Raw genomic sequence first — 24,831 nt, 5'->3', positions numbered from 1 at the left:
TGCGTGATGCCGTTCGGCCCGCTTTTATCTGCAATGCGCCATCACGGGGGAGTGATTTGTCTGTCAGAAACGAAACGTCCACCGGTCACGAAGCGAGCGAGGCCGGCTGGCTCGACCTTCATTTCGAATCGTCGCGGCCCGAATACGAGGCGGCACTGCTCGACGCCGGCATCCGCCCGGGCTGGCGCGTGCTCGACGCCGGTTGCGGCAGCGGCAGCTTCCTGCCGCTCATCGCCAGGGCCGTCGGCCCATCCGGCTTCATCGCCGCGCTTGACCTCGCGCCCGAAAACATCGCCCGGGTCGAGGCGCTCGCAGGCACGCTGTCCCGGCCGCCGGAAATTGCCACGCATGTCGGCAGCATCCTGTCGCTGCCATTCGCCGACGCATCGTTCGATTGTGTCTGGTCCGCCAATGTCATGCAGTATCTGACGCCCGCCGAGTTCGAGCTTGCCGTCGGCGAGGCCAAACGCGTGTTGAAGCCGGGCGGCATCTTCGCGGTCAAGGATTTCGATTCGACTATCCTGCAGATCCTGCCCATGGATCGGGCCCTGTTCGCGCGCTTCATGGCAGCCAGGCTGCAGGGATTTCGCGACCGAGGCGTGCTCGGCACCGATTGCGGCTCGACGCTTCCGACGCGTCTGCGGCAGGCGGGCCTGGAGGTCGTCAGTCGCAAGGGCTGGTTGGTCGAGCGCTGGGCGCCCGCGCCTCGCTTCACGCGCGACTATGTTCGCGACCTGCTGGCCTATCTTGCCAGCGTCGCGCCGGGCTACGCCCTGCCTGACGCCGACCAGGCCTATTGGCAGGACCTAAAGGACCGGCCGGATCGCCTGCTCGACGATCCGGACTTCTGCTACCGCGAGTTCTTTGTCATGGCGGTCTGCCGGCTTTAGAGCGTTTCACCGTTTCATGGAAACGGCGAACCGCTCTAACTCTCTTTGTTTTGACGCAATTCCTGGCGGAAAACCGCCCACACTTTTCCTGGAATTGCTCTAGCGCTCTGCCGCGACGGCTGGCGCTGTCGGTGGTTGCGCGGAACTTTCATCGAAGTTCGTGCGTCAATGCACCACCGCCCGCAGCCGTTCGCGCAGTTCCCGCGGCGCGACATCATAGCGGCTCTTGAAGGCCCGCGAAAAATGCGCGCTCGAGTTAAACCCGCAGGCGAAGGCGATTTCGGAGATCGAGGCCGAGGCGCGGGCGGGGGACAATAATTCCTCCTTGCTGCGCTCCAGCCGGCGGTCCCAGACGAAGCGTTCGAGCGTGGCGCCTTCGCCTTCGAAGGCGCGGTGCAAATAGCGGCGCGAGCAGCCCATATGGCGGGCTATGTCCTCGGCCGACAGGCTGCTGCGGGCGAGGTTGGCGTCGATATAGGCGACGATGCGCTCGCGCAGCGCTTCGAGCGGCGAGCGGCGGAATTCCGGCGCCATCGGTTTGGCCTGGATCAGGCCGTTGACCAGCTGGATCAGGCTGTCGCCGACGCGCCGGCTGCCGGCCTCGTCCAGCCTGTGCGCCTCGCCGATCGCCATCTGCATCAGGCCGGAGACGATGTGGGTCAGGCTGTCTTCCTTGCCGGGCAGTGGCAGCGGGGCAGAGAGGCGGGCGAGCGTGTCGTCGCCGAAGGTCGAGCGCGGCACCTGCAGGATGAGCTGGTCGACATCACTGAGGTTCTGCAGGGAGTAGCTGCGCACCGGGTCATAGATGATTGCCGATTGCGGGCCGAGGTCGACGGCGACCTGCTGCTGCTCGAAACGGCTGCGGCCTCTGATCTGCATCAGGATCTTGATCGCGTCGGGATCGAAGCTGCGCCAGAACAGCCGGTCATTGACCACCAGATGCGAATTGGCCTTGATCTCGGAGAGCCGGCAGGCGCCGAGATTGACCGACACCAGTTGCGGGATCGACGGCACCGTGCCGCGCGGGAAGCGCTGGGTGATCGGGCCGAACAGCAGGCGCGATGTCGACAGGAAAGCCTCGCCATCGGCGACGCTCACATGGTGGGCGTGCATGTGTTTCCTCCTCCAAACAAGCCTTCCCGACTTGGTGCGGGATTGTGGCGCGGGCTTATGCAACGATCAAGAACTTAACATGATAATTATCTCTGCCGCAACGGCAGGGATGCACCCGACCGGACAGGGCAGGGCGGATAGGCTGGAATGCCGTGCCGGCGGGACGGCTCGCTCAGCCGGCGCGTTTCCAGCAGGCGATGAAATGGCCTGCTGCAACTTCCCGGGCGACAGGTTCCGCGGCATGGCAGCCGGCGTCAGCCAAGGGGCAACGGCCGGCGAACGCACAGCCGCCCGGGCCGGCTTCGACGGCGGCTTGCGCTTCGGCCATGGTCGTCGCCTGCCCGTCGTTGGAGGACGCCGCCAGCAGCATCTGCGTGTAGGGGTGGTTGGGGCCGGCAAAGATCTGGTCGGAGGAACCGGTCTCGACCAAGCGGCCGCGATAGAGCACGCCGGTCCGGTCGGCCATGTAGCGCACCACCCTGAGATCATGGCTGATGAAGAGATAGGCGGTGTCCTTGCTCTTCTGCAGATCGTTGAGCAGGTTGAGCACCGTCGCCTGCACCGAGACGTCGAGCGCCGAGGTCGGCTCGTCCAGCACGACCAGTCTCGGCAGGCCGGCGAAGGCCCGCGCAATGGCCGTGCGCTGACGCTGGCCGCCCGACAGCGTTCCGGGCTTCTGCTCCGCCATCGTGCGGGCAAGACGCACCGAGGCCAGGAGGTCGCCGACGCGCTGCGGCACGGCACGGCGCGGCAAGCCGGCCAGCCGGCGCAGCGGGCGGCCAAGAATGCGGCTGATGCGCTTGCGCGGGTTGAGCGTGCGGTCGGGCGACTGGAAGACCATCTGCACGTCGCGCCGCTCGCTTGGCTGGCGCCGTTCGACCAGCGGCGCCACCGTCTTGCCGAACAGTTCGACTGTGCCCGCCGTCGGCGGCTGCAGGCCGGTGACGATGCGGGCCAGCGTCGATTTGCCGGAGCCGGACTCGCCTATCAGGCCGAACGTCTCGCCGCTGGCGATGTCGAGGTCGATGCCGTGCAGCACCGGCTGGCCGCCAAAGGATTGTCTTATCCCACGGCAAGAGACGGCGATTTCGCGTTGCGCCGCGGGCGAGGTGCTTTCTGCTCGTTCTCCGGCCGGTGCATCCGAAGTCATGTCAACGGGGCTCGCATCCTCGGCCAACCTGCCGTCGCGCTTGGTGCGGTTGAGCGTTGGAATGGCGGCGACCAGCGCCCGTGTGTAGGCGTGGCGCGGGTTGTCGAACACCTCGTCCGCGGCCCCGGTTTCGACAATCGAGCCAGACTGCATCACCGAGACCCGGTCGCAGGAGCGGCGGATCAGGTTGATGTCGTGGCTGATCAGAAGGATGCTGGTGCGGTGCTCGCGGCGCAGATCGTCGAGGATGGCGATGATCTCGGACTGGACGCTGGCGTCGAGCGCCGTCGTCGGCTCGTCCATCACCAGCAGCGCCGGGTCGAGCGCGATCGCGATGGCGATGTTGGCGCGCTGCTGCATGCCGCCCGACAGTTCGTGCGGATAGAGCTGTAACATCCGCTCCGGATTGGCGACGCGAACGCGGCCGAGCAACTGGGCCGCGCGGCCAAGCGCATCGTCATGATGCATCGGGCGGTGGCGCAGGATCGTCTCGGTGATCTGGCCGCCAATGGTCATGCTCGGGTTCAGCGCCGAGCCCGGATGCTGGTAGACAGCGGCGATGCGGTCGCCGCGCAGCCGTCGGAGTTCGTTGGTCGAGAGGTCGCGGATCTCGCGATTTTCGAACGCCAGCTGCGCGGCTTCGACACGGGCATGCCTGGGCAGATAGCGCAGCACCGCCAGCGCCACCGAGCTTTTGCCGGAGCCGGATTCGCCCACCAGCCCGAGCGCTTCGCCCTGGCCGATCCTGAGCGATATGTCATCGACCGCACGGTGGATGTGCCTGGCTCCCCCTGTAAGAAACGGAGAGGTGCTCGACGTTTAGAACTGAGGACATGGGACGACCGGAAACCACTTTCTGCGCGCGCGGCGATCAAGGGCAATCGCTTCCGCTTTGGTAGAGAACAATCTCTATAAAATTACTCGAATTAAGTTTCAGCGCAATCTAACTTTCGAGGGCAGGAAGATTTTCGGGGCACGGCCACAGGCCGCTACGCCGCCGATTTTCCGCAGCGAAGGGAAGGGACCGGCATGTCGCACATGATCCTCAGCGCGTTCTTCTTCAACCCGCAGGGCGACCATCGCATGTCATGGCGCCATCCGCGCGCGCCGGGACGCGAGGTGCTCGATTTCGACTATTATCGCGAACTGGTGCAGGCGGCCGAGCGGGCCAGGATCGACACCATCTTCGTCGCCGACCACGTGTCGATCTGGGATTCGGTGAAGAGCGGCGTCGCCCATTACGCCAATGCCCGCCTGGAGCCGCTGACGCTGCTGTCGGCGCTGGCCGGCGTGACCAAGCATATCGGCCTGATCACCACAGCGTCGAGCTCCTACAGCGAGCCCTACAATGTCGCGCGCATGTTCGCTTCGCTCGACCATATCAGCAAGGGCAGGGCGTCATGGAACGTCGTCACTTCGGCGATGGACGAGGAGGCGCGCAATTTCGGTCGCGACGGCAATATCGAACACGCCTTCCGCTATGAGCGGGCCGGCGAATTCCTCGATATCGTCAAGGCGCTGTGGGACAGCTGGGAAGACGAGTCGCTGCTCATCAACAAGGAGACGGGCTACTTCGCCGACCCCGACAAGGTCCATCCGGTCGACCACAAGGGCAAGCACTTCAAGGTGCGCGGGCCGCTCAACGTGTCGCGGCCGCCGCAGGGCCATCCGCTGATCGTCCAGGCCGGCTCGTCCGAGGACGGCAAGAATTTCGCCACTGCCCAGGCGGATGCGCATTTCGCCATCTACAGCACCAGGGAAGACGGCATCAAATACCGCGAGGACATCAATGAGCGGCTGGCCCGTCACGGCCGGCGGCCGGAGAGCTTCAAGATCCTGCCCGGCATCCTGCCGATCGTTGCCGCCTCGGAGGCCGAAGGCCGCGACAAGCAGGAGTATCTGCAGAGCCTGCTTCCCGACCAGGTCGGCATCGACCTTTTGTCGAGCTGGAGCGGCATCGACCTCTCGGCCTATCCGCCGGACGGGCCGCTGCCGCCACTGCCGGACGAGAGCACCTTCAATGGCGGGCGCACCTCGCTCAACCGGGTCAAGCAATGGTCGAAGCAGAATCTCAGCCTGCGCGACATTGCCCGCAAGCTCGCCAACAGCGGCTCGGTGCCAACGGTTGCCGGCACGCCGAAGCAGATCGCCGACCAGCTCGAAGACTGGTTCGTCGCGGGTGCCGCCGACGGCTTCAACCTGATGTTCCCGCTGCTGCCCGAGGACTGGGTGAATTTCGCCGAGCAGGTGGTGCCGGAACTGCAGCGGCGCGGCCTGGTGCCGACCGAATATGCGCCGGGCACCTTGCGCGACCGCTTTGGCCTTGCCCGCCCCGCCAACCGTTTCGCCGAGCAGCGCGCCAATGCGCGCGCCGTATCCTGAGGGGGACCAGCCATGACCGCAGCACCAAATCTTCAACCCCGCGAAGCCACCGCTCCGCGGCTCGTCAATGTGCTGCACAGCCCCAAGCGTGTGCGTGTCAAATTCGGCGGCCGCACCATCGCCGACAGCCGCAATGTGCTGGTGCTGCGCTCCAACCATTTCCTGCCGATCTATTTCTTCCCGCCGTCCTCGGTCGATCCGTCGGTGCTGAAACCCTCACTGCATCGCGAGCCACACGCGGTCGGCGGCGAGACCGCGTATTGGGACATAGACAGCGGCGACAAACGCGCCGCCAATGCGGCGTGGTCGTTCACAGCGCCGCCTGATGAAAATTTGGCGCCGCTCGCCGGCCGCATCGCCTTCACATGGAAATCGGTCGACCAGTGGTTCGAGGAGGAAGAAGAGGTCTTCGTCCACGCCCGCGATCCCTATGCGCGCATCGACGTGCTGCAGAGTTCAAGCCATGTGCAGGTCTGGTTCGACGGCGAGATCATCGCCGACAGCCAAGCGCCCGGTGCTGCTGTTCGAGACCCATCTGCCGACGCGTTTCTACCTGCCGCCGGAGGATATCCGGCTGGAGCGGCTGACGGCGTCCAATTCGACGACGCGATGTCCCTACAAGGGCATCGCCTCCTACTGGTCGGGGCTGCTGAAGGACGGTTCGGTTCGTCCCGACATCGCCTGGAGCTACCGCGACCCGATCGACGAAATGCCCAAAATCAAAGGGCTGATCGCCTTCTATCCGCAGGCGGTCGACCGCATCCATCTCGACGGCCAGCCGGCCTGACGGCGGCTTTCTTCCCAATCTTCATTCTCACCAGAATTTACAAGAGGCAAACAATGACGAAACGTTCCGACATCGATTTGCTGCGCAACCAGTCCGGTGACATCTGGAATGTCGCGGTGGATGAATATGCGCAAGGCTTCCTCAAGCGCCGCGACCTTCTGAAATATGCCGCGCTTCTCGGCCTCACCGGCTTTGCCGCTTCGCAGGGGCTCTTCACAGGCGCGGCGCGCGCGGCGACCACTGGCGGCACGGTCCGCGTCGGCCTCGGCCAGCCGACCAAGGCGATCGATCCCGTCACGATAACCGACCCCGCCAGCATCGGCGTGATCAGCCAGGTCGGTGAATATCTGATCCTCGACGATCCCAAGGACGGGTTGCAGCCGAAGCTTGCCGTGTCGTGGGAAGCCGACGAGACGGCCAAGCGCTGGACGTTCAAGCTGCGGCCGGGCGTGAAGTTCCATGATGGCCGCACCGTCACCGCCAAGGACGTTGTGGCGAGCTTCGAACGGCTGGTCGATCCGGCCAGCGGCTCGTCCGCTCTGTCGGCCTACAAGGGCATCCTCTCCAAGGGCGGCGCCAAGGTCGTCGACGACGAGACCGTCGCCTTCGATCTCGACCAGTCGAACAGCAACTTCCCGTTCTACGTTTCCTCCGACGTCTACAATGCCGTCATCGTGCCGGCCGACTATGCCGGCGATTTCGAGAAGACTTTCAACGGCACCGGCCCGTTCAAGCTGGAATCCTTCCGGCCCAAGCAAGGCGCCAGCTTCGTGCGCAACCCGGATTATTGGGGCGACAAGGCGCTGCCCGACCGCGTCGAGATCAAGTTCTTCGACGACGAGCAGGCGCAGGTGCTGGCGCTGCAGGCCGGCCAGCTCGATGTCATCCCCAGCACCACTCGGTTGGAACTGGCGATCGAAGGCAATCCCAATTTCAAGCTGCTCAGCGTGCAGGCCAGCTCGCATGATCCGGCGCATCTGCGCACCGACCAGGCACCGTTCACCGACAAGCGCGTGCGCCGCGCTCTGGCGCTGACCATCGACCGCGAGGCCGTGGTCAAGGGTCTGCTCAAGGGCCGCGCCATCGTCGGCAACGACACGCCGTTCGCGCCGATCTTTCCGTCGGCCGATCCGGCGGTGCCGCAGCGCAAGCAGGACATCGCCGAGGCCAAGCGCCTGCTCGGCGAAGCCGGCGTGCCCAACGGCTTCGAGGTGACGCTGACCACCGAACGCGCCTACGACATTCCCGACTATGCCGTGATCATCCAGAACTTCGCCAAGAAGGCCGGCATCGACATCAAGCTCAACGTGCTGCCGCAGGATGCCTATTACGGCTCGGCGACGTTCGGCAGCTCGCCATGGCTGGATTCCAATCTCGGCATCACCGATTTCGGCCATCGCGGCACGCCCGACATCTTCCTGAACGCGACGCTGAAGAGCTCGGGCGCCTGGAACGCGGCGCATTTCAACAACCCGGCCTATGACGCGCTGCTGCTTGAGTATGGCAAGGCCCGCGACCTGCAGGCGCAACGGCTTGCCGCCGGCAAGATCCAGACACTGCTGCTCGACGAGACGCCGCTGATCATCAGCTACTTCTCGCAATATAGCCGCATCGTCTCCTCGAAGGTCGAGGGCGTGCGCTTCACCGCCATCTCGCATCTGCTGCTCGACAAGGTGTCGTTCGTGTGATCGCCTCGATGGCGATCGTGCGGCCACTGGCGGCTCGCGCGGGCGCGCTGCTTTTGACGCTATGGCTGGTCAGCGCGCTGGTCTTCCTCGCCGGGCAGGTGCTGCCCGGCGATGTCGGCCGCGTCATGCTCGGCCCGTTCGCTGATGCGCAGGCGGTCGCCGAACTCAACCGCAAGCTCGGCACCGACCAGCCGATCCTTCAGCAATACTGGCATTGGTTCAGCCGGGCGATCGCGGGCGATTTCGGCGACTCGCTGTCGATGCGCGCGCCGGTGGCGCCGTTCGTCCTGTCGAGCATCAAGAATTCAGCCGCTTTGGCCGGTGTCGTGCTCTTGTTCCTGGTGCCGATCGGCATCGGCGCCGGCGTCGTCGCGGGACTGCGCTCGGGCAGCCTTGCCGACAGGCTGATCGTGCTGACCGGTGTCTCGCTCTCGATCGTGCCGGACTTCGTCTCCGGCCTGCTGTTGCTGATGGTCTTCGGCCTGTGGCTGGCCTGGTTTCCGATCTCCGGTGCCGCGCCGGACGGGGCCGGCTTCTGGACGTCCAGCTACCATCTCATCCTGCCGGCGCTGCCGCTGGTGCTGAACCTGATCGGCTATGTCGCGCGCATGACCAGGGCAGGGGTGATCGAGGCGCGCGGCGCGGACTATACGCGCACCGCGATCCTGAAAGGGTTGAGCCCCGCGCAGGTGCTGTTCAAGCATGTGCTGCGCAACGCGCTGGTGCCGACGGTGGCGGTCATCGCCACCCAAAGCGGCTTCCTGCTCGGCGGGCTGGTGGTGATCGAGGCGCTGTTCGGCATACAGGGTCTCGGCAATCTGGTGCTGAGCGCCGCCAAGGCACGCGACTTCCCGATGCTCGAGGCCGGCGTGCTGGTGATGGCTGCGATTTTCGTGTCGACAGCCGCGATCGGCGATCTCCTGCAGGCGCTGCTCGATCCGCGCCAGCGCCGGCGCAACGCGCCATGACCGATCTCGCCCAGTCTCCGGTGCGCAGCGACATCAGGCTCTCCTGGATCGGCCGGCTGCGTGGTCTTCTGCCCGACGTGGCGCCGTCGACCGTGATCGGCTCAGTGGTGCTGCTGTTCTGGGTCACCTGCGCGATTGCCGGCTCGCAATTCGTGCCGTTCGATCCCTATGCCGAGGATTTCCTGTCGATGATGACGCCGCCCGACGCGGTGCACTGGTTCGGCACCGATCAGCTCGGACGCGACGTGCTTTCGCGCATCGTCGTCGGCTCGCGCGACATCCTTTTGGTGGCGCCGCTGGCGACATTGGCGGGTGTCACCGCCGGCAGCGTCATCGGCCTGGTGCTCGGCACTTTCGGCGGCCTGGTTGACGCCGTCGGCGCGCGGCTGCTCGATGCCGTCATGTCGCTGCCCTTCATCGTGCTGGTGACGATGGCGCTGGTGGCGATCGGCCCGTCAAAGCTCACCGTCATCCTGGTCATCGGTCTTGCCTATGCGCCGTTGGTGGCGCGCACCGTGCGCACCGCCGCGCGCGAACAGCGCGAGCGCGACTATGTCAGCGCCGCGCGGCTCGCCGGCGAAGGACGGTTGGCGATCATGTTCCTCGAAATCCTGCCCAATTTCCGGGAAACCATCCTGATCGAACTGATCACCCGGCTCGGCTATGCCTTCTTCTCGATCGCGACGCTGAGCTTCCTCGGCCTCGGCATCCAGCCGCCATCGGCCGACTGGGGCCTCGCCATCGCCGACGGCTACGGCTTCCTCACCGGCGGCAAATGGTGGGTGGTGGTGTTCAATTCGGCCGCCATCATCTCGCTGGTGATGGCCACCAACCTGATCGCGCAAGGCATCGGGGCGTTCGAGAACAGCGACAAATGAGTTGCGAATTTCACCACGCAAAGTCGGCGATTCGATCTAATTTCTTTGCAACCCGTTAATTCGGCCATGCTGTTAATGAGCGTGTTCTAATGCATGTCGACCGGAACCGCGCAGCGGTTTTGGGATAACGACATGCGCGAAACTGACTGGTTTGGCGCGGGGTAGGCAATGACCAAGAATCTCGGCAATGCACGTTATGTGCCGCCCAACGACACAAAACCTTCCTTCTTCAGCAAGGCTGCACCGGCGCTGTTTCCGCTGGTCGTGGCGGCGCTGGGCTACATGATCGGCAGGCAGTTTTTCGGCATATAGAGCGAAGTCAGGCGTCCATGTCAGACATGGACGTCACCGAAGGTGAGCTCGCCGTCGCCGCCGGACGCGAAAAGCACGATGGCGAACAGCCAGGCATAGAATGCAGCCACGCCGACCACGATCGCCACGCCGGGAATGGGGCCAAGGGCGGCGCTGTCGACAGCATAGCGGAGCGAGCCGACGAAGCCGGTCCCGACAACCCCGGCCTGAAGGCTGGGGGTCGTTATTTTGAGCACCCAGGCCAGCAACAGGATCATGAAGAGATAGATGTAATTCCGCCGCAGGCGGCGTGCCAACGCGGCCCGGTGCGACAGCAGAAACTTCGGCGCGCGCAGGCCTTCGCCGACTATGAGCAGCCAATCCGAGGCGAAGTCAGGCTGCGGCGAAAATATCTGCGCGAAATAGTGGCGCTCGAACTGGCGCACGCGGGCCCGGTAGAAGTCGAAGAAGCGGTAGCGGCGCGCCTCGATCCACAGAAGCAGCAGGATCAGCAGCATGGCGAACAGCAGCACGCCGTGATGCGCGCTGGCCGTGGACAGCGACACCGAAAGCATTGCTGCCACCACGGTGATCGCCCAGTTCGTGGTCCTGTCGAGGCGATCGCGCCATCCAGCCATGCGCGCGATCTCGGCGCGGTGGAAATGCGACAGCGTGTTCACGCGCTCCGTCGATGAAAGGACAGGCCCGCGGGTTTTGCCGACGCATCGTTCATGACGTCCTCCGGCAAGGATCAAAACGCTTTGCCGGCAACATTGTTCCCCGGCGGCCGATGCATCGGTTCGCGCGATTCGCCGGTTGGCGCGATTGTTCGCCCGCTCCCGCTGACGGCGGCGATCCTGCCCCGGTAGCGGCGTGCCAGGGTCGCAAGATCGCGGGTCCGCGAGTGCCTATTCCGGCCCGCCGATCCAGTCGACCAGCAGGGCGACGAGCCCAAAGGCGCCGCCGATGGCACAGACCGCTGGCCACCCGCCCCAGTTCCAGGCGATGCCGGCCAGCAAGGAGCCGATGGCGCCGCCGATGAAGAAGATGCCGACGAACAGGCCGTTGAGGCGACCGCGTGCCTGGGGCCGCAAGAGATTGACGGCGCGGCGGCCGAGCGTCTGGTCGCCGGTGACGCCGATGTCGAGCAGCACGGCGCTGGCGCCCATCAGCACCAGCGGCAGCCATCCGGTTAGGGGGTCGCTGGAGCCAGCCCAGGCGGCCAGCGCCATCGCGCCGATCAGCACGAGATGGCAGAAGATGGTGGCGGATCGCGTCCAGCCATGATCGCCGGCGCGGCCGAACAGCGGTGTGACCACCGCGCCGCCGGCGCCGACGAGTGCGAACAGCGCAATGCCGCGTTGGCCAAGGCCGAAGGGCGGCTGTGCGAGGCGCAAGGCCACCGCCGTCCAGAAGAGGCTGAACGCCGCCATCACCAGCGCCGCCGTCAGCGCTCGGCGCCGCAGCACCGGCTCGTCGCGCAGCAGACCGAACAATGAGGCGATCAGCGCGCCATAGGTCGACTTCGCCTCCGGGCGCCGCCGCGGCAAGGTGAAGGCAAGCACGCAGGCGAGCAGGAGGAGTGCCCCGGCGCTAAGGCCGTAGAAAGCGCGCCAGCCCCAGGAATCGGCGATCAGGCTGGCCAGCGGCCGCGCCAGCAGGATGCCGATCATCAGTCCGCTCATGACGTCGCCGATGACGCGGCCGGCCTCGCCGGGTGGCGCCATCGAGGCGGCGATCGGCACCAGGATCTGGATCGCCGAACAGGCGGCGCCGAGGACGAACAGGACGACCAGCAGCGAGGCGATGGTGGGTGCGAAGGTGGCGACGCCAGCCGCAAGGGCGGCCGTCAGGAGCATGCGCAGGATCAGCGCGCGGTTCTCGGCGAGATCGGCCATCGGCACCAGGAAGAACAGGCCGGCGGCATAGCCGAGCAACGTCGCCATGGCGACCAGGCCGACGCTGGCAGCGCTTGCACCGAGTGACGGGCCGATCAGCCCGACCAGTGTCTGCGGCGCGAACAGATTGGTGACGATGATGCCGGTGGAGGCGGCAAACAGCAGCGTCTGCGGGCCGGTGATGGTGCTCGCCGCCGGCAACCGTTCGCACAGCTGGCCATCATTGGTGTCAGGCATGGAGTCCTCAAGAAGTTGCATATTGTGAGGGGACTTTATGCCAAAGCATTATCATGCTATAATTCAATCAAATCGATAATGATTATGCGAGATACGCATGAACATCCATGATCTCGAAGCCTTCATCGCCGTGGTGGAAACCGGCTCGATCGTCGGCGCCTCGGCCAGGCTCAACCTGACGCAGCCGGGCGTCACGCGGCGCATCCAGAATCTGGAGGATGGGCTGGCGACAGCACTGCTCGACCGCCAGTCGAAGCCGCTGAAGCCGACGGCGTCCGGACGCGAGGCCTATGAACATGGCAGGCGCGTGCTGCGCTCGCTGGAGGATCTCAGGGCTGGCGTGTCGCCGCAAGCCGAGGTCAAGGGCGAGTTCCGCTTGGGCATCATGCCCTATCTCTCCGACGCGGCACTTGCGCTGCCGCTCGACAGCCTGCGCGCCGCCTTTCCGCAGCTGACGCTGCGCATCACCTCGGGCTGGTCGCCAAGGCTGGTGGAGCAGGTGGCGCGCAGCGAGCTCGACGCGGTGGCGGTGTGTCTTGCCGAAGGCCTGGCGCCGCCGGACGAACTGGTCTGCGACGATCTCGGCGCGCAGTCGGTGCTGCTGGTCGCGTCGCCCAGCCTTGGCGTGCCTAAGAAAGCCGACCTTGCCTCGCTGTCGCGCTTTGCCTGGGTGATGAACGAAAACGGCTGCGGTTTTCGCGCCTTCATCCGCCAGAGTTTCGAGGCGGCGAGGCTGCCGTTCCAGGTCGGGGTGGAGGCGCTCAGCGTCGACCTCAGAATGTCGCTGGTGGCGCGCGGCCACGGCATCGGCATCGTCACGCCCGGCGCCTTCGCCGACAGTCGCTGGCGCGACAGAGTGGAGGTCATCGACTGCCCCGACTTCAAACCGCAAGTGCGCGCCTGGCTGCTGCACCGCCCGCCCGCCGGACGGCTGGCCCGCCCGATCGCGCTGTTTCGGGATGCGCTGATTGATGGGCTGAAGGTGCCGATGCCGCTGCTGTCGTAGCGGGAGGCCATCTGGCCGTTGTTGTGTGAAAGACCTATCGTTCGCGCAGATCGTGCAGCCAGTCGTTCAAGCCCATGTTTTCGAATGCTGACCAGGCCTATGAGGATATCGCAGGCGCATGGGGTGTTAGGCAGGCTTTGCAATTCGACGATCACATTGCATTACCAGGTCTTGACCCCCTCGCAACGAACCCCAGATCGACCATGCCGGCGCCGGATGGGGCCGGTGCAGACGCGGGCGTCAGCTTCATGGGCGACGCCGCGTTGGGCGATGGTCTTGTGACCGTCGAACTCGGGCATCATGTGCCGGAGGCGATGACGTTGCGGGAGACCCGCGGCGGGCGAGGGCGTTCCCAAAGGTTGAGCGGATCGGACCAGAAGCAGAGCGAAAACAGCAAGCACAGATGGGGCTGGCAGCGATGCCGGCTTCAGACGGTGTATTGTCCTCCGGAGCATGGCAGGCAGTGCATACAAACGTACGTACCAGAAACAGGATCAAGAAAGGAGAAAGTGCAATGACCATTCGTGATCTCATGCCGTGGAGCCGCGACACCAGCCAGTCTCCGACCCTCTTTCGCGAAGGCGACCGGGACCCGTTCATGGGCCTGCATCGCGAGATGAGCCGCCTGGTCGACGACATGTTCCGCGGCTTCGAGGCGCGGCTTCCGTCCATGGGCAGGTTCTCTTCGTCCGGCACCGGTTGGCCCAGCGTGGAAATCTCCGAAACCGACAAGGAGATCCGCGTGACAGCCGAAATACCCGGCATGGAGGAGAAGGACATCGAGGTGTTGCTCGATGACGGCGTCCTGACGTTGCGCGGCGAAAAACACTCCGAAACCGACGACAAGGAGCGTCAGTTCTCCGAGCGGTACTATGGCCGCTTCGAACGTCGCATCCCGATCGGCTTCGAAGTCGCCGAGGACAAGGTCGCGGCCGATTTCCGCAACGGCGTCCTGTCCGTGAGCTTGCCGAAGTCCGAGAAGGCGCAGAGCAAGGCGAAGCGCATTCCGATCGGCGGCAAGAGCACCAAGCACTAGAGCAGTTCACCGTTTCACGGAAACGGTGAACTGCTCTAACTCTTTGTTTTGACGCAATTTCGGACGGAAAACCGTTTCACGCTTTTCCTGAAATTGCTCTAGAACAGACCAGCCGGGCGTGCGTGCCGCGCACGCCCGGCATTGGCCGGCGGATTTCGCGCCGGTCGCCCTTGAGAATCCCGCAGCCTTCGGCAACATGGCGGCAAGGCTGGGAGCGCAAGGATGAACAAGGCCATTTCCGCCGCATCGCCGCGCAAGGCACCACCGCACAAGGCGCCGATGGCGCTGACCGAGGCGCTGGTGGCGCGGACCATGCGCATGGTCGAGGATGCCGGGCCAACGCCGGGCATGGTCTACATGCTGGACGCCGACTACGCGCGGTTTCGCGACGAGATCCTGGCCTCGGCACCGCCCGGACCGCTGAAACTGTTCGCCTATGGCTCGCTGCTGTGGAAGCCGGCCGGCGAGGTGCGGGGTGGCGAACGGGCGGTGGCGCGCGGCTGGCACCGGTCGTTCTGCTTCACCGTGCAGCGCTTTCGCGGCACACCGGAGCAGCCCGGCCTGATGATGGCACTCGATCGTGGCGGCCAGTGCCAGGGCATGGTGTTCGAAATCGCCGAACCGGTTGCCGCCAATCTGGAGGCGCTGCTGCGCCGCGAGATGACCATCCTGCCCGCCGTCAACGTGCCGCGCTGGCTGCGGGTCAGCACCGAGAGCGGGGAAGGCCGGGCACTCGGCTTCGTCGTCGATCCTGCCAATCCGCGCTATGCCGGCAAGCTGGACAAGGAGGCGGTCGCGGCGACTTTGGCCAGGGCCGTCGGCCACTGGGGCTCGGGTGCGCAATATCTGTTCGAGACCATCCGTCACCTCGACGCCTGCGGCATACGCGACCGCAATCTGTGGCAGCTGCAGGAACTGGTGGCACAGGAGATCAGCAGCGCCGGTGCCGACATCTAGCCATTTCCGCCCATTCCAATCTTGCTCTTGACGAACATATATCCCTGTGGTTATACGTCAACCAATAGCCAACGGGTTATCGATTGCAGATGCCAGACACCCATGACATGCTTTTCAGGACGCTCGCCGACCCGACCAGGCGGGCGATCTTCGAGCGGCTGTGCCGCCAGGGCGAGCAGACGGTGGGGGCACTGACGAGCCAGTCCGGCGTCTCGCAGCCGGCCGTGTCGAAGCATCTCGGCCTGCTCAAGCAGGCCGGGCTGGTGCGTGACCGCCATGAAGGCCGCCAGACGCATTACAGCGCGCAGCTTAGTGCGCTGGCGCCGCTGATGGACTGGACACGTGAGATGGCCGGGTTCTGGGAAAGCCGGTTCGACGATCTCGAGGATTTGCTCAAAAGGATGGACCAGTGAACGATAGTGCCCAGGAGACCCGCACTGTCGTCGTCGAGCGGCAGATTTCCCATCCGCCGGAAAAACTCTGGCGCGCGCTGACGCAACCGCATCTGATCGAGGAGTGGCTGATGAAGAATGATTTCAAGCCTGATGTCGGCCACCGCTTCAACATCAGCGCCGATTGGGGCGGCGTGCTGGACTGCGAGGTGCTGGCCGTCGAGCCGAACAAGACGCTGTCCTACACCTGGAACCTCGCGCATCCGGACCCGGCCTTCGATTTGAGGAGCGTGGTGACCTTCACGCTGACCCCGACATCAACCGGAACGCATCTGCGCATGGAGCAATCCGGCTTCCGCCCCGATCAGCGGCGCGCCTATGGCGGCGCAAGAACCGGCTGGCCGCAATTCTTCGAGAAACTGGAAGAGCTTCTCGACCGGACGGACTGACCAGCCGATTTGAAAACCACAGCTGACGAACCAGGCGGCCCGCCGCCAGCAAAACCTATGGAGGAAGACGATGAAGATCAAACTGACCAGCATCTATGTCGATGACCAGGACAAGGCGCTTGCCTTCTACACCGGCGTGCTCGGCCTGACCAAGAAGGCCGATTTCAGCAACGGGCCGTTCCGCTGGCTGACGGTCGCCTCGCCTGATGAACCCGAGGGCACCGAGCTGCAACTGGCGCTCAACAACCAGCCGGCGGCCAAGGCCTATCAGCAGGCGATGTTCGAGCAGGGCCAACCGGCGGTGATGTTCTTCACCGATGACGTCAAGAGCGACCATGAGCGCATCAAGGCGCGCGGTGGCACGTTCGCCATGGCGCCGACCGAGGTGACCGGCTCGACCATCGCCAAGCTGAACGACGGCTGCGGCAATCTCATCCAGATCACCCAACTGGCGCGCTGGTAGCAGCGCCCGGTTTCACGCATTTTTTCAGAGGAGGTCATCTTGGACTGGAGCAATTGGATCAGGCAGACGCATCGCTGGCTGTCGATCATCTTCACGGCGACCGTCGTCGCCAATTTCGTCACCATGGCGTTTGGACAGCCGCCCGCCTGGGTGGTCTATTCGCCACTGCCGCCGCTCTTCCTTATGCTGTTCAGCGGCCTCTATATGTTCGTGCTGCCCTATGTCGGGAAAGGACGCAGCGTGCAGCGCGTCAACGGGTAGGAGGAAAGCCTATGGCCAGGTCGACAGCCGCCAAGGCTGAGCCAAAACTGCTTTCCGGCGGCAATCCACAGATCGCCAAGGGTTATGGCGATGCTCCGGTGCTGGCCTATATCGCGGCCATGCCGGGCTGGACGCGCGAGATGGGCGGGCGGCTCGACGCGCTCATCTCGCGTGCCGTGCCCGGTGTCGAGAAGGCGGTCAAATGGAACTCGCCGCTCTATGGCGTCGAGGGCGAGGGCTGGTTCCTCGGCGTCCATTGCTTCACCAAATACATCAAGGTGGCCTTCTTTCGTGGCACCTCGCTGCAGCCGGTGCCACCGGGTGAATCCCGGAGCCAGGACACGCGCTACCTCAACATCCATGAGGACGACGCATTCGACGAGGCGCAATTCAGCGCCTGGGTGAAGCAGGCCAGCCACTTGCCTGGCGAGCGCATGTGAGCGCTCTATTGTTCATATTTTGAGGAGAGACAGCATGACCGGATCGCAGGAGAGCAAATCTCCCTCGGAGCTGATCGACGGCAGGATTAGGGAATTGGGCGACTGGCGCGGCGAGATGCTTGGCCGGCTGCGCGCGCTCATTCATCAAGCCGATCCCGAGGTGGTCGAGACGTGGAAATGGCGTGGCGTGCCGGTGTGGGAGCATGACGGCATGATCTGCACCGGCGAGACCTACAAGACCGTCGTCAAGCTGACTTTCGCCAAGGGCGCGGCACTGCCCGATCCGGCGCACCTGTTCAACTCCAGCCTCGAAGGCAATACGCGGCGGGCTATTGATTTTCAGAAGGGTGAAGAGGTTAACGAAGAGGCGTTGAAGTCGCTCGTGCGGGCTGCCATCACTTTGAACACATCCAAGTCCCGAAAATAATTCTACTGCGTCATAGGCCATTGCGCATAACCGTCGAGGTCAGCGCTGCCCCTCACTGTCCTGCCGAACGTTCGTCACTCGAAAAGCCAAGCAATTGGCTTTTCGTCCGCTTCGCGGACCGCTCCTCAACTCCCCCGTAAACGGGGCGAAGGATGCTGTCGCCGCCGCTTTCGCCAATCGCCAGCGTTGCAAACAATGCGGCGACGGCGCCCGCCAGCCCTCTCGCCCCGTTTACGCTGCGCTATGCATACATCTTGTGTGACTGGCGTGACTGATCTGCCCGAGGCTTGATTGCTAAGTGGTTCCCCCAATCCGTCGCTGCTTCGCAGCGCCACCTTCCCCCCTCCGGAGGGAAAGGAAGGGAGCCTTGCTGGACGAGCGTTGACGGCAAAAAGCTTGGCGCCTTTCCTCTCCCCCGTCGATCGGGGGTCCGAAGGACGGGCGAGACCCGTGGCTCGCCCCGGCAGGTGGCTCGGCGAAGCCGAGACGGAGTGGGGTCGACCAGCGCAGCATAAGACAATGCGTGCGCCAAGCTGCCATGCACGCTATCGCCAAAGACCAGCCGCTTGGAAATGTGTGCATGACGTAGCCGTGTAAGAGGAGAGATGTCCATCCCCGCAAAACCGGCCGCGTTTACGATCTGGGAAGCTTGATGGTGCTAGACATCTCGGAGTGACGGCTGGCCGCGTTGGCCGGCCCCGGATGGATTCGCCATGAACAGCCCGATGCGCATGCCGTGGGTGGACACGGCCAAAGGCCTCTCGATCATCCTCGTGGTGATGATGTATTCGGCCTACAACACTGGCGAGTACACCGGCGGCGTCGGCTTCCTGCACTATGTCATCGGCTTTGCGACGCCGTTCCGCATGCCGGAATTCTTCCTGATCTCCGGCCTGTTCCTGTCGCAGGTGATCGACCGGCCGTGGCGGCGCTATATCGACCGGCGTGTCGTCCACTATCTCTATTTCTACGTGCTGTGGGCGATCATCTCGATCGGGCTGAAGATCGGTATCTTCAGCCGCGATCCCGGCGGCATGCTGCATGACCTCGCAATGGCCGTCATCCAGCCCTATGGCGTGCTGTGGTTCATCTACATGCTGGCGGTGTTCGGCCTTGCCGCTAAGCTTTTGCGGCAGTTTCGCGTGCCCGGCTGGATCGTCATCCCGTGTGCAGCCGCCTTGCAGATGTGGGCGCCGCATCCCGACAGCTATGCGGTCGAACAATTCGCGGCCTATTTCGTATTCTTCTATGTCGGCTTCGTCATGGCACCTTTGGTGTTCCGCCTCGTCGAATGGACGCAACCCCGCCCGATGCTGGCCGTCGCCGGTCTGCTTGTGTGGGCTGTCGTCAACGGCCTGCTCGTCTATTCGCCGGGCTATGCCATGCAGCCGGTCGGCATGCAGATGGGCCTGGCGGCATGGCCGCCGCTGCATCTCGCTCTGGCCGTCGCCGGCGCCGTGGCGCTTTGCGTGCTTGGCGGCTTCCTGTCGACATTCCCTGTCATGGAATGGCTGCGCTGGCTCGGCGAACATTCGCTGGTCGTCTATGTCGCCTTCACCATCCCGATGTCGCTGTTCCGCGGCGCGGCACTGGCAAGCGGCCTGCTGACCGACACGGGCATGCTCAGCCTGGCGGTGCTGCTGGTCTCGATCATCAGCCCTGTCGTGCTCTACCTCATCATCCAACGCATCGGCTTCGGCATGTTCCTGTTCGAGCGGCCGGCCTGGGCGCATATCGACAACAGCGCGCCGCAAGCCGCACCGAAGACGGCGCTGCCTGCCGCCGCCGCGCAATCAAGCGGGACATAGCCGAGCCGCAAGGCCTGAAGCCTACGGCCGGCCTCAGCCGTCGCGCAGCCACACCAGCATTTCGCCAGGCTCGCGGTTGTCCCAGGCGTAATAGGGGATGGCGGTCAGGCGCGTCTCGACGCTGGCCGGCGGTTCGGAGCGATAGAGCCCGCCCTGCCAGCCGTCGCCGGCATCGGCCCGCGCCGTGGCTGAAAGCGTCACCACGCCGCCCAGCAGTTCGGGCGCCTCATGCGCCTCTATCCCTGCCGTGCGCGGCAGGGTCAGGCGATGCAGCCGGCTGTCATTGTCGGATGCCTCGACGCAGTAGATCAGCGGCCCGCGCGACAGCGCGACACGGCCGGCATCCTGCCTGACCTCGGGGTTGGCGTAGAGCCGCTCGATCGGCATTTCGAGATCGAGCCGGACGCGGTCGCCCTTGTTCCAGACACGGCGGATCGCGGCATAGCCGTCGCTGGTCATGTCTTCGAGGTCGACCGCCTCGCCATTGACCTTAAGGCTCGCTTTTGAACTCCATGACGGAACGCGAAGGTGGAGCGTGAACTCCACCGGCGTTTGCGGTTCGACCGTGATCTCGACAGCGCCGTCCCAGGGATAGCGGCTCGCCTGTGTCAGGCTCACAGGAATGCCCGCTATGTCGAAGCGGGCGGAGGAGTCGCCATAGAGGTGCACGGCCAGCGCATCGTCGGACAGGCTGTAGAAATAGCTGCCGATGGAGGCGACCATGCGCCCGACATTGGGCGGGCAGCAGGGGCAGCGGTGCCATTTCCATCTGTTGTGCCGGCCCCGGCTTTCCAGCGGGTTTTCGTAGAAGAACAGCGAGCCGTCGAGCGACAGGCCGGAGATCGAGCCATTGTAGAGCGCCCGCTCCATCATGTCGGCGTAGCGGGCGTTCGGCCCCATGCCGAGCATGCGGCTTGCCCAGAACACCAGGCCGACGGCGGCGCAGGTCTCGGCATAGGCGCTCTCATTGGGCAGGTCGTAGTCGCTGGTGAAACCCTCATTGTGCGCCGACGGGCCGAGCCCGCCGGTGATGTAGAGGTTTTTTCGTGGTGAGGTCGTCCCACAACCGGTCAAGCGCGACGCGCAGCGTGTCGTCGCCATATTCGGTGGCGATGTCGGCCATGCCCGAATAGAGGTACATGGCCCGCACCGCATGGCCGACGACCTTGTCCTGCTCGCGCACCGGCTTGTGCGACTGATTGTATTCGTAGGTCTTGAAATGATAGGCCTTGGGGTCGGCGCCACGGGCGCGCGCCTCCTCGTCGAAATAATGCGGTTGTTGGCCGCGCTGGTCGATAAAGTACTTCGCCAGATCCATGTATTTCTGCTCGCCGGTCACTCGCGAAAGCTTGACCAGCGCCAGCTCGATCTCCTCATGGCCGCAATAGCCTTTCTTCTTGCCAGGCTCAGGCCCCAGGACCGAGGCGATGTGGTCGGCGTAGCGGCACATAATGTCGAGCAGCTTGCGCTTGCCCGTCGCCTGGTAGTAGGCGACCGCGCCTTCGATCAGATGGCCGGCGCAATAGAGCTCGTGGCAGTCGCGCAGGTTTGTCCAGCGCTTGCCGGGCTGGATGCGCTGGTACCAGCTGGAGAGATAGCCGTCCTCCTGCTGCAGTCTGCCGTACATGTCGATGACGGCGTCGATCTTCTTCTCCAGCTCGGGATTCTTGCGCCGGTAGAGCGAATAGGCCGCGGTCTCGATCGTCTTGCCGAGATCGGAATCCCAGAACATCTGCGTCGTCACCGTCGAGCCGGTGAATTCGGCGCCCTGGCGGTCGGCTTCGTCGGGCGAGGGCGAGTGGAAGGGAATGACAACACCGGGCGAGGGGCGGTCCGGGTCTATCTGCTCCAGCATGCGCGCTTCGACGCAGCGCTCGTAGAGGATGTCGGCGGTGCGGGTCGCCACCGCGTCTGCGCGGTCGCCCCAGAAGCCGTGCACGTCGACCTGCGGCACCGGCAGCGGGCGGAAGGCGAGCTTTGGTTTTCCGGTTTTGGGCGATGCAGTCATGAACTCACTCCATTCGATCTGTTATTTGACGGCGCCGGCCATCAGGCCGCGGATGTAGAAGCGCTGCAGCGCGAGGAACAGGATCAGGCAAGGCACCATCATCACGGTGACGCCCGCCTGTACCGCACCCCAGTCGATGGCGCCAAAGCGGCCCGACTGAAGTGCCGTCATCATCACCGGCAGCGTGAATTTCGACTGGTCGGTCATCAGCACCAGGGCGGCGAGGAACTCGTTCCAGGCGCCGAGAAAGGCAAACAGCGCGATGGTGACGACGCCTGGCCAGACCAGCGGCAGCATCACCTTGACCAGCATGGTGGCGTTGCCGGCGCCGTCCATGCGCGCGGCCTCCTCGATCTCGCGCGGCACGGCGTCGAAAGCGTTGCGCATCATGAAGATCGAGAAGGGCAATTGCAGCGTCACATAGACGCCGACCAGGCCGGTCAGCGTGTTGTGCAGGCCAAGCTTGGTCAGCACCAGGAAGATCGGCGTCAGGATCGACTGGAACGGGATCATGATCGTCGACAGGATGAGGACGAAGAACAGGTCCTTGAAGGGAAAGCGGAAGCGCGAAAAACCATAGCCGGCGAGCACGCTGACGATGACCGACAGGATGACGGTCATCACCGAGACGTAGATGCTGTTCTGCGCCGAGGCCCACAGCCCGTCGCCGAAGGAGTTGAGCGTGGCGTAGTTTTCGAGCGAGAAGCCCGTGGTCGGCCAGGGCGGCAGCGGCGGCAGGCGCGCTTCGGCCGCCGGCTTGAAGGCCGACAGCGCCGTCCACACGATCGGCGCGACGAACAGCACCGAGGCGATGATGCCGGTGGAGTGCCGGGCAAAGCGCGCGGCGAGCTTGCCCCTGGCTGATATCGCCTGCGCCATCAGTCGAGCCCCTCGGGCTTGCGCAGCAGCCAGAGCTGGATGAGGCTGAGCGCCACCAGGATGACCAGCAGCACCATGGAGAGTGCCGCGCCATAGCCGAGCTTGAACGACACGAAGGACTGGTTGAAGATCCAGTAGACCGCCGTCAGCGTCTGGTTGCGCGGGCCGCCGCGCAGGATGATGTAGAACTGGTCGAAGGCAAGGATCGAGCCGGCGACCGACAGGATCAGCGCCAGCGCCAGCGTGCGGCGCATCAGCGGCAAGGTGATCGCCCGGAACCTGGCGAATGGCCCGGCGCCGTCGATGACGGCGGCCTCCTGCAGGTCTTGCGGGATCGATTGCAGGCCGGTCATCAGGATGATCATGGTGAAGCCGGCGACCTTCCACACCACCATGGCGATGATCGACCAGAAGGCCGGCTGGAAGGTGGCGAGCAGGTTGAACTTCTTGTCGATCAGGCCGAGGTCGTAGGCGGCCGGGCTGAACAGGCCGGAATCGACATTGAGCAGCCATGACCAGAGCAGGCTCGCCGAGGCGAAGCCGACCACCGCCGGCATGAAGAAGAAGGTGCGGTAGAGGTTGGTCAGCGGCCGCGGTTTTTCGATGAAGATCGCCAGGGGAAAGGCGATGGCGAAGATCGCGATGGTGACGATCACGGTGTAGTAGCCGGTGAATTTGAGCGCGTTCCAGAACCTGGTGTCGCGCAGGATGGCGACATAATTGTCGAGGCCGATGAAGGAATGCTCACCCATCAGCGGCCAGTTGTGCAGCGACATCCAGGCCGTCATGCCGAGCGGGATGACGAAGAACACCATGACCAGCGCCACGGCCGGCGCGACGTAGAGCAGGCCGATCCACTGCCGGCGCCCGGCGCCGACGAGTTTTCTGGCGCGGGGTGGGGCGGTGGTGGTTGTTGCGATGGTGGTCATGCCTTGCCTGTTCTTGCGTCGGATCCAATTGGCCGCCCTACCTCCCCCTTGTGGGGAGGTCGGACCGCAGGTCCGGGTGGGGGACTGGCGCAGACCCCCACCCCGCTGCTTCGCAGCGACCCTCCCCACAAGGGGGAGGGTAAGGACCATTCCGGCCACCCGCCCAGGGAGACAGGCGGGCGGCCGGCAGGCGGCCGCTACTTCTGCGGCGCCTGGTCGATGATCGACTGCATGGTCTCCTGCGCGTTCGCTATCGCGCCGTCGACATCGTCGCCGAAGAAGACTTCGTTGACCATCTGCGTCCACGGGCCGTTGGCCGAGTTGATCAGATCGTTGAACACCACCGAATAGGGGGTCTTGCCCTTGGCCATGGCCTCGGCGGCGATCTGGTAGCGCGGGTCGAGATCCTTCAGCGCGTCCTTGGCGATGTCGCCGCGCACCGGCAGGCTGCCATATTTGGCGAGGATCGTCTGGCCTTCCAGCGAATAGGCGAAGTCGAGGAACTCCTTCACCACGGCGAGCTTCTTGGTGCCCTTGGTGACGACGAAATTGTCGCCGCCGGCGAAGGACGACCAGCCGCCATCCTTGCCCGGCAGGAAGGTGACGCCGTAATCGACATTGGGATACTGGGTGTTGAGCGCGCCGATGGCGAAGGCGCCGGAGGGCGAGATGCCGATATTGCCGGCGGCGAAGGCGGCGAAGAAGTTGGCGCCGGTGTCGGTCTGCGCGCCTGCCGGCACCAGGTCCTTCTTGACCATCGAGCGGTAGAGATCGATGGCGCCACGCAATTGCGGGCTGTCCAGCGTCGCCTTGGAGCCGTCCTCGCTGAGGATATCGCCCCCCGAGGCCCAGATCAGTGGCGTGAAGGTGAAGATGTTGCAGCCGCCGCAATTGCCGGAGAAGTAGAAGCCCTTGATGTTGCCGCCAAGCGCGTTGACCTTCTCGGCATCGGCGGCGATCTCGGCCCAGTTGGTCGGGCCTTTTTCAGGGTCGAGACCGGCTTGCTTGAACAGTTTCTTGTTCCAGATCAGCACCGAGGCGTCGGCCGAGAAGGGCAGGCCGTAAATATGGTCCTTGTAGGTGCCGGTCTTGACATGCGCCGGCGACAGGCTGGCGAAATAGGGCAGGGACTTGGCCCAGTCGGTGATGTCCTCCAGCTGGCCGGCGGCGGCGAAGGAGGGCGTGTAGATCAGGTCGAGCGACAGCGCGTCGGGCGCCGTGCCGCCGGCCGCGGCCGCGCCATATTTCGGGATGATCTCGGCATTGGGGATGATGTCGAGCTTGATCTGGTCCTTGTGCGCCTTGTTGAAGGCGTCGACGATGCGCGGCATGAAGTTCGAGCCGTCGGCGCGCACCCAGATGTTGGCGGTGTCGGCGGCGGCGGCGCCGAGACCGCTGCCAAGAACGGCAGTGGCCAGGGCCAGTTTGGCAATCAGGTTCCTCATCTTCTCCTCCTCCAAGGTTGGCCGCTGTGCGCGGCTTGGCGCCGATCAC

The 24,831-nt window shown here is 64.6% G+C and carries 25 protein-coding genes and 2 pseudogenes; 18 read left to right on the top strand and 9 right to left on the bottom strand.

What is annotated here, in order from left to right:
* The first annotated feature begins 56 nt into the window (after positions 1-56).
* The gene (locus HB778_RS04770; RefSeq protein ID WP_244661813.1) at positions 57-890 is read left to right on the top strand and encodes a methyltransferase domain-containing protein; all 834 of its coding nucleotides are present in this window, start codon (positions 57-59) and stop codon (positions 888-890) included.
* 165 nt (positions 891-1,055) lie between these two features.
* On the opposite strand, the gene HB778_RS04765 is transcribed toward HB778_RS04770, so the two are convergent.
* Positions 1,056-2,003, bottom strand: a complete 948-nt coding sequence (locus tag HB778_RS04765) for a helix-turn-helix domain-containing protein (protein ID WP_183461902.1) — start codon at positions 2,001-2,003, stop codon at positions 1,056-1,058.
* 172 nt (positions 2,004-2,175) lie between these two features.
* Positions 2,176-3,897, bottom strand: a complete 1,722-nt coding sequence (locus HB778_RS04760) for a dipeptide ABC transporter ATP-binding protein (protein ID WP_244661961.1) — start codon at positions 3,895-3,897, stop codon at positions 2,176-2,178.
* A 285-nt stretch (positions 3,898-4,182) separates the two neighbouring features.
* Here HB778_RS04760 and HB778_RS04755 point away from each other — a divergent pair, with 285 nt between their 5' ends.
* Positions 4,183-5,535 (top strand): LLM class flavin-dependent oxidoreductase, encoded by a 1,353-nt coding sequence (locus HB778_RS04755; RefSeq protein WP_183461900.1) that lies wholly within the window; start codon positions 4,183-4,185, stop codon positions 5,533-5,535.
* Between the two features lie 12 nt (positions 5,536-5,547).
* Positions 5,548-5,844, top strand: a pseudogene (locus HB778_RS41275) (DUF427 domain-containing protein); the annotation flags it as partial.
* Here the strand turns inward: HB778_RS41275 and HB778_RS41270 are convergent.
* Positions 5,752-5,952 (bottom strand): hypothetical protein, encoded by a 201-nt coding sequence (locus tag HB778_RS41270; protein ID WP_244662034.1) that lies wholly within the window; start codon positions 5,950-5,952, stop codon positions 5,752-5,754. The pseudogene HB778_RS41275 and the gene HB778_RS41270 sit on opposite strands and share 93 nt — an antisense overlap.
* 46 nt (positions 5,953-5,998) lie before the next feature.
* Between HB778_RS41270 and HB778_RS41265 the strand changes: the two genes are divergently transcribed.
* From HB778_RS41265 to HB778_RS04730, 5 genes are all read left to right on the top strand, one after another.
* On the top strand, positions 5,999-6,322 hold the full coding sequence (locus tag HB778_RS41265; protein ID WP_244661960.1) for a DUF427 domain-containing protein: 324 nt from the start codon (positions 5,999-6,001) through the stop codon (positions 6,320-6,322).
* 53 nt (positions 6,323-6,375) lie between these two features.
* Positions 6,376-8,010, top strand: coding sequence for an ABC transporter substrate-binding protein (locus HB778_RS04745; protein ID WP_183461898.1), 1,635 nt, complete (start codon positions 6,376-6,378; stop codon positions 8,008-8,010).
* A 14-nt stretch (positions 8,011-8,024) separates the two neighbouring features.
* Positions 8,025-8,978 carry an ABC transporter permease gene (locus tag HB778_RS04740; protein WP_432421260.1) on the top strand — a complete coding sequence of 318 codons (954 nt, stop codon included), beginning with the start codon at positions 8,025-8,027 and terminating at the stop codon, positions 8,976-8,978.
* The gene (locus HB778_RS04735) at positions 8,975-9,856 is read left to right on the top strand and encodes an ABC transporter permease (protein ID WP_183461896.1); all 882 of its coding nucleotides are present in this window, start codon (positions 8,975-8,977) and stop codon (positions 9,854-9,856) included. The genes HB778_RS04740 and HB778_RS04735 overlap by 4 nt, the downstream gene beginning before the upstream one ends.
* A 168-nt stretch (positions 9,857-10,024) precedes the next feature.
* Positions 10,025-10,168, top strand: coding sequence for a hypothetical protein (locus tag HB778_RS04730; RefSeq protein WP_183461894.1), 144 nt, complete (start codon positions 10,025-10,027; stop codon positions 10,166-10,168).
* Positions 10,169-10,188: 20 nt separating this feature from the next.
* Here HB778_RS04730 and HB778_RS04725 read toward each other — a convergent pair whose 3' ends face one another.
* Entirely contained in the window at positions 10,189-10,827 is a 639-nt protein-coding gene (locus HB778_RS04725; RefSeq protein ID WP_244661812.1) for a DUF2270 domain-containing protein, read from the bottom strand.
* Between the two features lie 228 nt (positions 10,828-11,055).
* On the bottom strand, positions 11,056-12,282 hold the full coding sequence (locus tag HB778_RS04720) for an MFS transporter (protein ID WP_183461893.1): 1,227 nt from the start codon (positions 12,280-12,282) through the stop codon (positions 11,056-11,058).
* Between the two features lie 97 nt (positions 12,283-12,379).
* Between HB778_RS04720 and HB778_RS04715 the strand changes: the two genes are divergently transcribed.
* The 10 genes from HB778_RS04715 (at position 12,380) to HB778_RS04670 (ending at position 19,521) form a co-directional block, all read left to right on the top strand.
* Positions 12,380-13,288: a LysR family transcriptional regulator gene (locus HB778_RS04715; RefSeq protein WP_183461891.1), complete on the top strand. Its 909-nt coding sequence runs from the start codon at positions 12,380-12,382 to the stop codon at positions 13,286-13,288.
* A 514-nt stretch (positions 13,289-13,802) separates the two neighbouring features.
* Complete coding sequence (locus tag HB778_RS04710; protein WP_183464998.1) at positions 13,803-14,324, top strand: Hsp20/alpha crystallin family protein; 522 nt, start codon at positions 13,803-13,805, stop codon at positions 14,322-14,324.
* Between the two features lie 222 nt (positions 14,325-14,546).
* Positions 14,547-15,281: a gamma-glutamylcyclotransferase gene (locus HB778_RS04705; RefSeq protein ID WP_183461889.1), complete on the top strand. Its 735-nt coding sequence runs from the start codon at positions 14,547-14,549 to the stop codon at positions 15,279-15,281.
* An 89-nt stretch (positions 15,282-15,370) separates the two neighbouring features.
* On the top strand, positions 15,371-15,694 hold the full coding sequence (locus tag HB778_RS04700; RefSeq protein ID WP_183461887.1) for an ArsR/SmtB family transcription factor: 324 nt from the start codon (positions 15,371-15,373) through the stop codon (positions 15,692-15,694).
* Positions 15,691-16,122, top strand: coding sequence for an SRPBCC family protein (locus HB778_RS04695; RefSeq protein ID WP_183461884.1), 432 nt, complete (start codon positions 15,691-15,693; stop codon positions 16,120-16,122). Before HB778_RS04700 ends, HB778_RS04695 begins: the two co-directional genes overlap by 4 nt.
* A 70-nt stretch (positions 16,123-16,192) precedes the next feature.
* Positions 16,193-16,585, top strand: a complete 393-nt coding sequence (locus HB778_RS04690) for a VOC family protein (RefSeq protein WP_183461882.1) — start codon at positions 16,193-16,195, stop codon at positions 16,583-16,585.
* A 39-nt stretch (positions 16,586-16,624) separates the two neighbouring features.
* Positions 16,625-16,846, top strand: coding sequence for a hypothetical protein (locus HB778_RS04685; RefSeq protein ID WP_183461880.1), 222 nt, complete (start codon positions 16,625-16,627; stop codon positions 16,844-16,846).
* A gap of 11 nt (positions 16,847-16,857) precedes the next feature.
* Complete coding sequence (locus HB778_RS04680) at positions 16,858-17,286, top strand: DUF1801 domain-containing protein (RefSeq protein ID WP_183461878.1); 429 nt, start codon at positions 16,858-16,860, stop codon at positions 17,284-17,286.
* A gap of 34 nt (positions 17,287-17,320) precedes the next feature.
* Positions 17,321-17,713 carry a DUF1801 domain-containing protein gene (locus tag HB778_RS04675; RefSeq protein WP_183461876.1) on the top strand — a complete coding sequence of 131 codons (393 nt, stop codon included), beginning with the start codon at positions 17,321-17,323 and terminating at the stop codon, positions 17,711-17,713.
* A gap of 713 nt (positions 17,714-18,426) precedes the next feature.
* Positions 18,427-19,521 carry an acyltransferase family protein gene (locus tag HB778_RS04670; RefSeq protein WP_183461874.1) on the top strand — a complete coding sequence of 365 codons (1,095 nt, stop codon included), beginning with the start codon at positions 18,427-18,429 and terminating at the stop codon, positions 19,519-19,521.
* 33 nt (positions 19,522-19,554) lie between these two features.
* Here HB778_RS04670 and HB778_RS04665 read toward each other — a convergent pair.
* The 4 genes and pseudogenes from HB778_RS04665 to HB778_RS04650 form a co-directional block, all read right to left on the bottom strand.
* Positions 19,555-21,529, bottom strand: a pseudogene (locus HB778_RS04665) (glycoside hydrolase family 127 protein).
* A gap of 21 nt (positions 21,530-21,550) precedes the next feature.
* Positions 21,551-22,408, bottom strand: a complete 858-nt coding sequence (locus HB778_RS04660) for a carbohydrate ABC transporter permease (protein WP_095200463.1) — start codon at positions 22,406-22,408, stop codon at positions 21,551-21,553.
* Positions 22,408-23,337 carry a carbohydrate ABC transporter permease gene (locus HB778_RS04655; protein WP_183461872.1) on the bottom strand — a complete coding sequence of 310 codons (930 nt, stop codon included), beginning with the start codon at positions 23,335-23,337 and terminating at the stop codon, positions 22,408-22,410. The genes HB778_RS04660 and HB778_RS04655 overlap by 1 nt, the downstream gene beginning before the upstream one ends.
* A gap of 197 nt (positions 23,338-23,534) precedes the next feature.
* Positions 23,535-24,782, bottom strand: coding sequence for an ABC transporter substrate-binding protein (locus tag HB778_RS04650; RefSeq protein ID WP_183461870.1), 1,248 nt, complete (start codon positions 24,780-24,782; stop codon positions 23,535-23,537).
* Positions 24,783-24,831 lie beyond the last annotated feature (49 nt).

Origin of the sequence: Mesorhizobium huakuii, assembly GCF_014189455.1 — a bacterium.
GTDB classification, from domain to species: Bacteria; Pseudomonadota; Alphaproteobacteria; order Rhizobiales; family Rhizobiaceae; genus Mesorhizobium; species Mesorhizobium huakuii_A.
This window is presented reverse-complemented; position numbering and strand designations above follow the sequence as displayed.

Bases quoted from the DNA above. Each gene is read 5' to 3' on its own strand.
- HB778_RS04765 (WP_183461902.1), bottom strand. From the start codon at position 2,003: ATGCACGCCCACCATGTGAGCGTCGCCGATGGCGAGGCTTTCCTGTCG.
- HB778_RS04755 (WP_183461900.1), top strand. From the start codon at position 4,183: ATGTCGCACATGATCCTCAGCGCGTTCTTCTTCAACCCGCAGGGCGAC.
- HB778_RS41265 (WP_244661960.1), top strand. From the start codon at position 5,999: ATGTGCAGGTCTGGTTCGACGGCGAGATCATCGCCGACAGCCAAGCGC.
- HB778_RS04745 (WP_183461898.1), top strand. From the start codon at position 6,376: ATGACGAAACGTTCCGACATCGATTTGCTGCGCAACCAGTCCGGTGAC.
- HB778_RS04735 (WP_183461896.1), top strand. From the start codon at position 8,975: ATGACCGATCTCGCCCAGTCTCCGGTGCGCAGCGACATCAGGCTCTCC.
- HB778_RS04730 (WP_183461894.1), top strand. From the start codon at position 10,025: ATGACCAAGAATCTCGGCAATGCACGTTATGTGCCGCCCAACGACACA.
- HB778_RS04720 (WP_183461893.1), bottom strand. From the start codon at position 12,282: ATGCCTGACACCAATGATGGCCAGCTGTGCGAACGGTTGCCGGCGGCG.
- HB778_RS04715 (WP_183461891.1), top strand. From the start codon at position 12,380: ATGAACATCCATGATCTCGAAGCCTTCATCGCCGTGGTGGAAACCGGC.
- HB778_RS04710 (WP_183464998.1), top strand. From the start codon at position 13,803: ATGACCATTCGTGATCTCATGCCGTGGAGCCGCGACACCAGCCAGTCT.
- HB778_RS04705 (WP_183461889.1), top strand. From the start codon at position 14,547: ATGAACAAGGCCATTTCCGCCGCATCGCCGCGCAAGGCACCACCGCAC.
- HB778_RS04700 (WP_183461887.1), top strand. From the start codon at position 15,371: ATGCCAGACACCCATGACATGCTTTTCAGGACGCTCGCCGACCCGACC.
- HB778_RS04690 (WP_183461882.1), top strand. From the start codon at position 16,193: ATGAAGATCAAACTGACCAGCATCTATGTCGATGACCAGGACAAGGCG.
- HB778_RS04680 (WP_183461878.1), top strand. From the start codon at position 16,858: ATGGCCAGGTCGACAGCCGCCAAGGCTGAGCCAAAACTGCTTTCCGGC.
- HB778_RS04675 (WP_183461876.1), top strand. From the start codon at position 17,321: ATGACCGGATCGCAGGAGAGCAAATCTCCCTCGGAGCTGATCGACGGC.
- HB778_RS04670 (WP_183461874.1), top strand. From the start codon at position 18,427: ATGAACAGCCCGATGCGCATGCCGTGGGTGGACACGGCCAAAGGCCTC.
- HB778_RS04660 (WP_095200463.1), bottom strand. From the start codon at position 22,408: ATGGCGCAGGCGATATCAGCCAGGGGCAAGCTCGCCGCGCGCTTTGCC.
- HB778_RS04655 (WP_183461872.1), bottom strand. From the start codon at position 23,337: ATGACCACCATCGCAACAACCACCACCGCCCCACCCCGCGCCAGAAAA.
- HB778_RS04650 (WP_183461870.1), bottom strand. From the start codon at position 24,782: ATGAGGAACCTGATTGCCAAACTGGCCCTGGCCACTGCCGTTCTTGGC.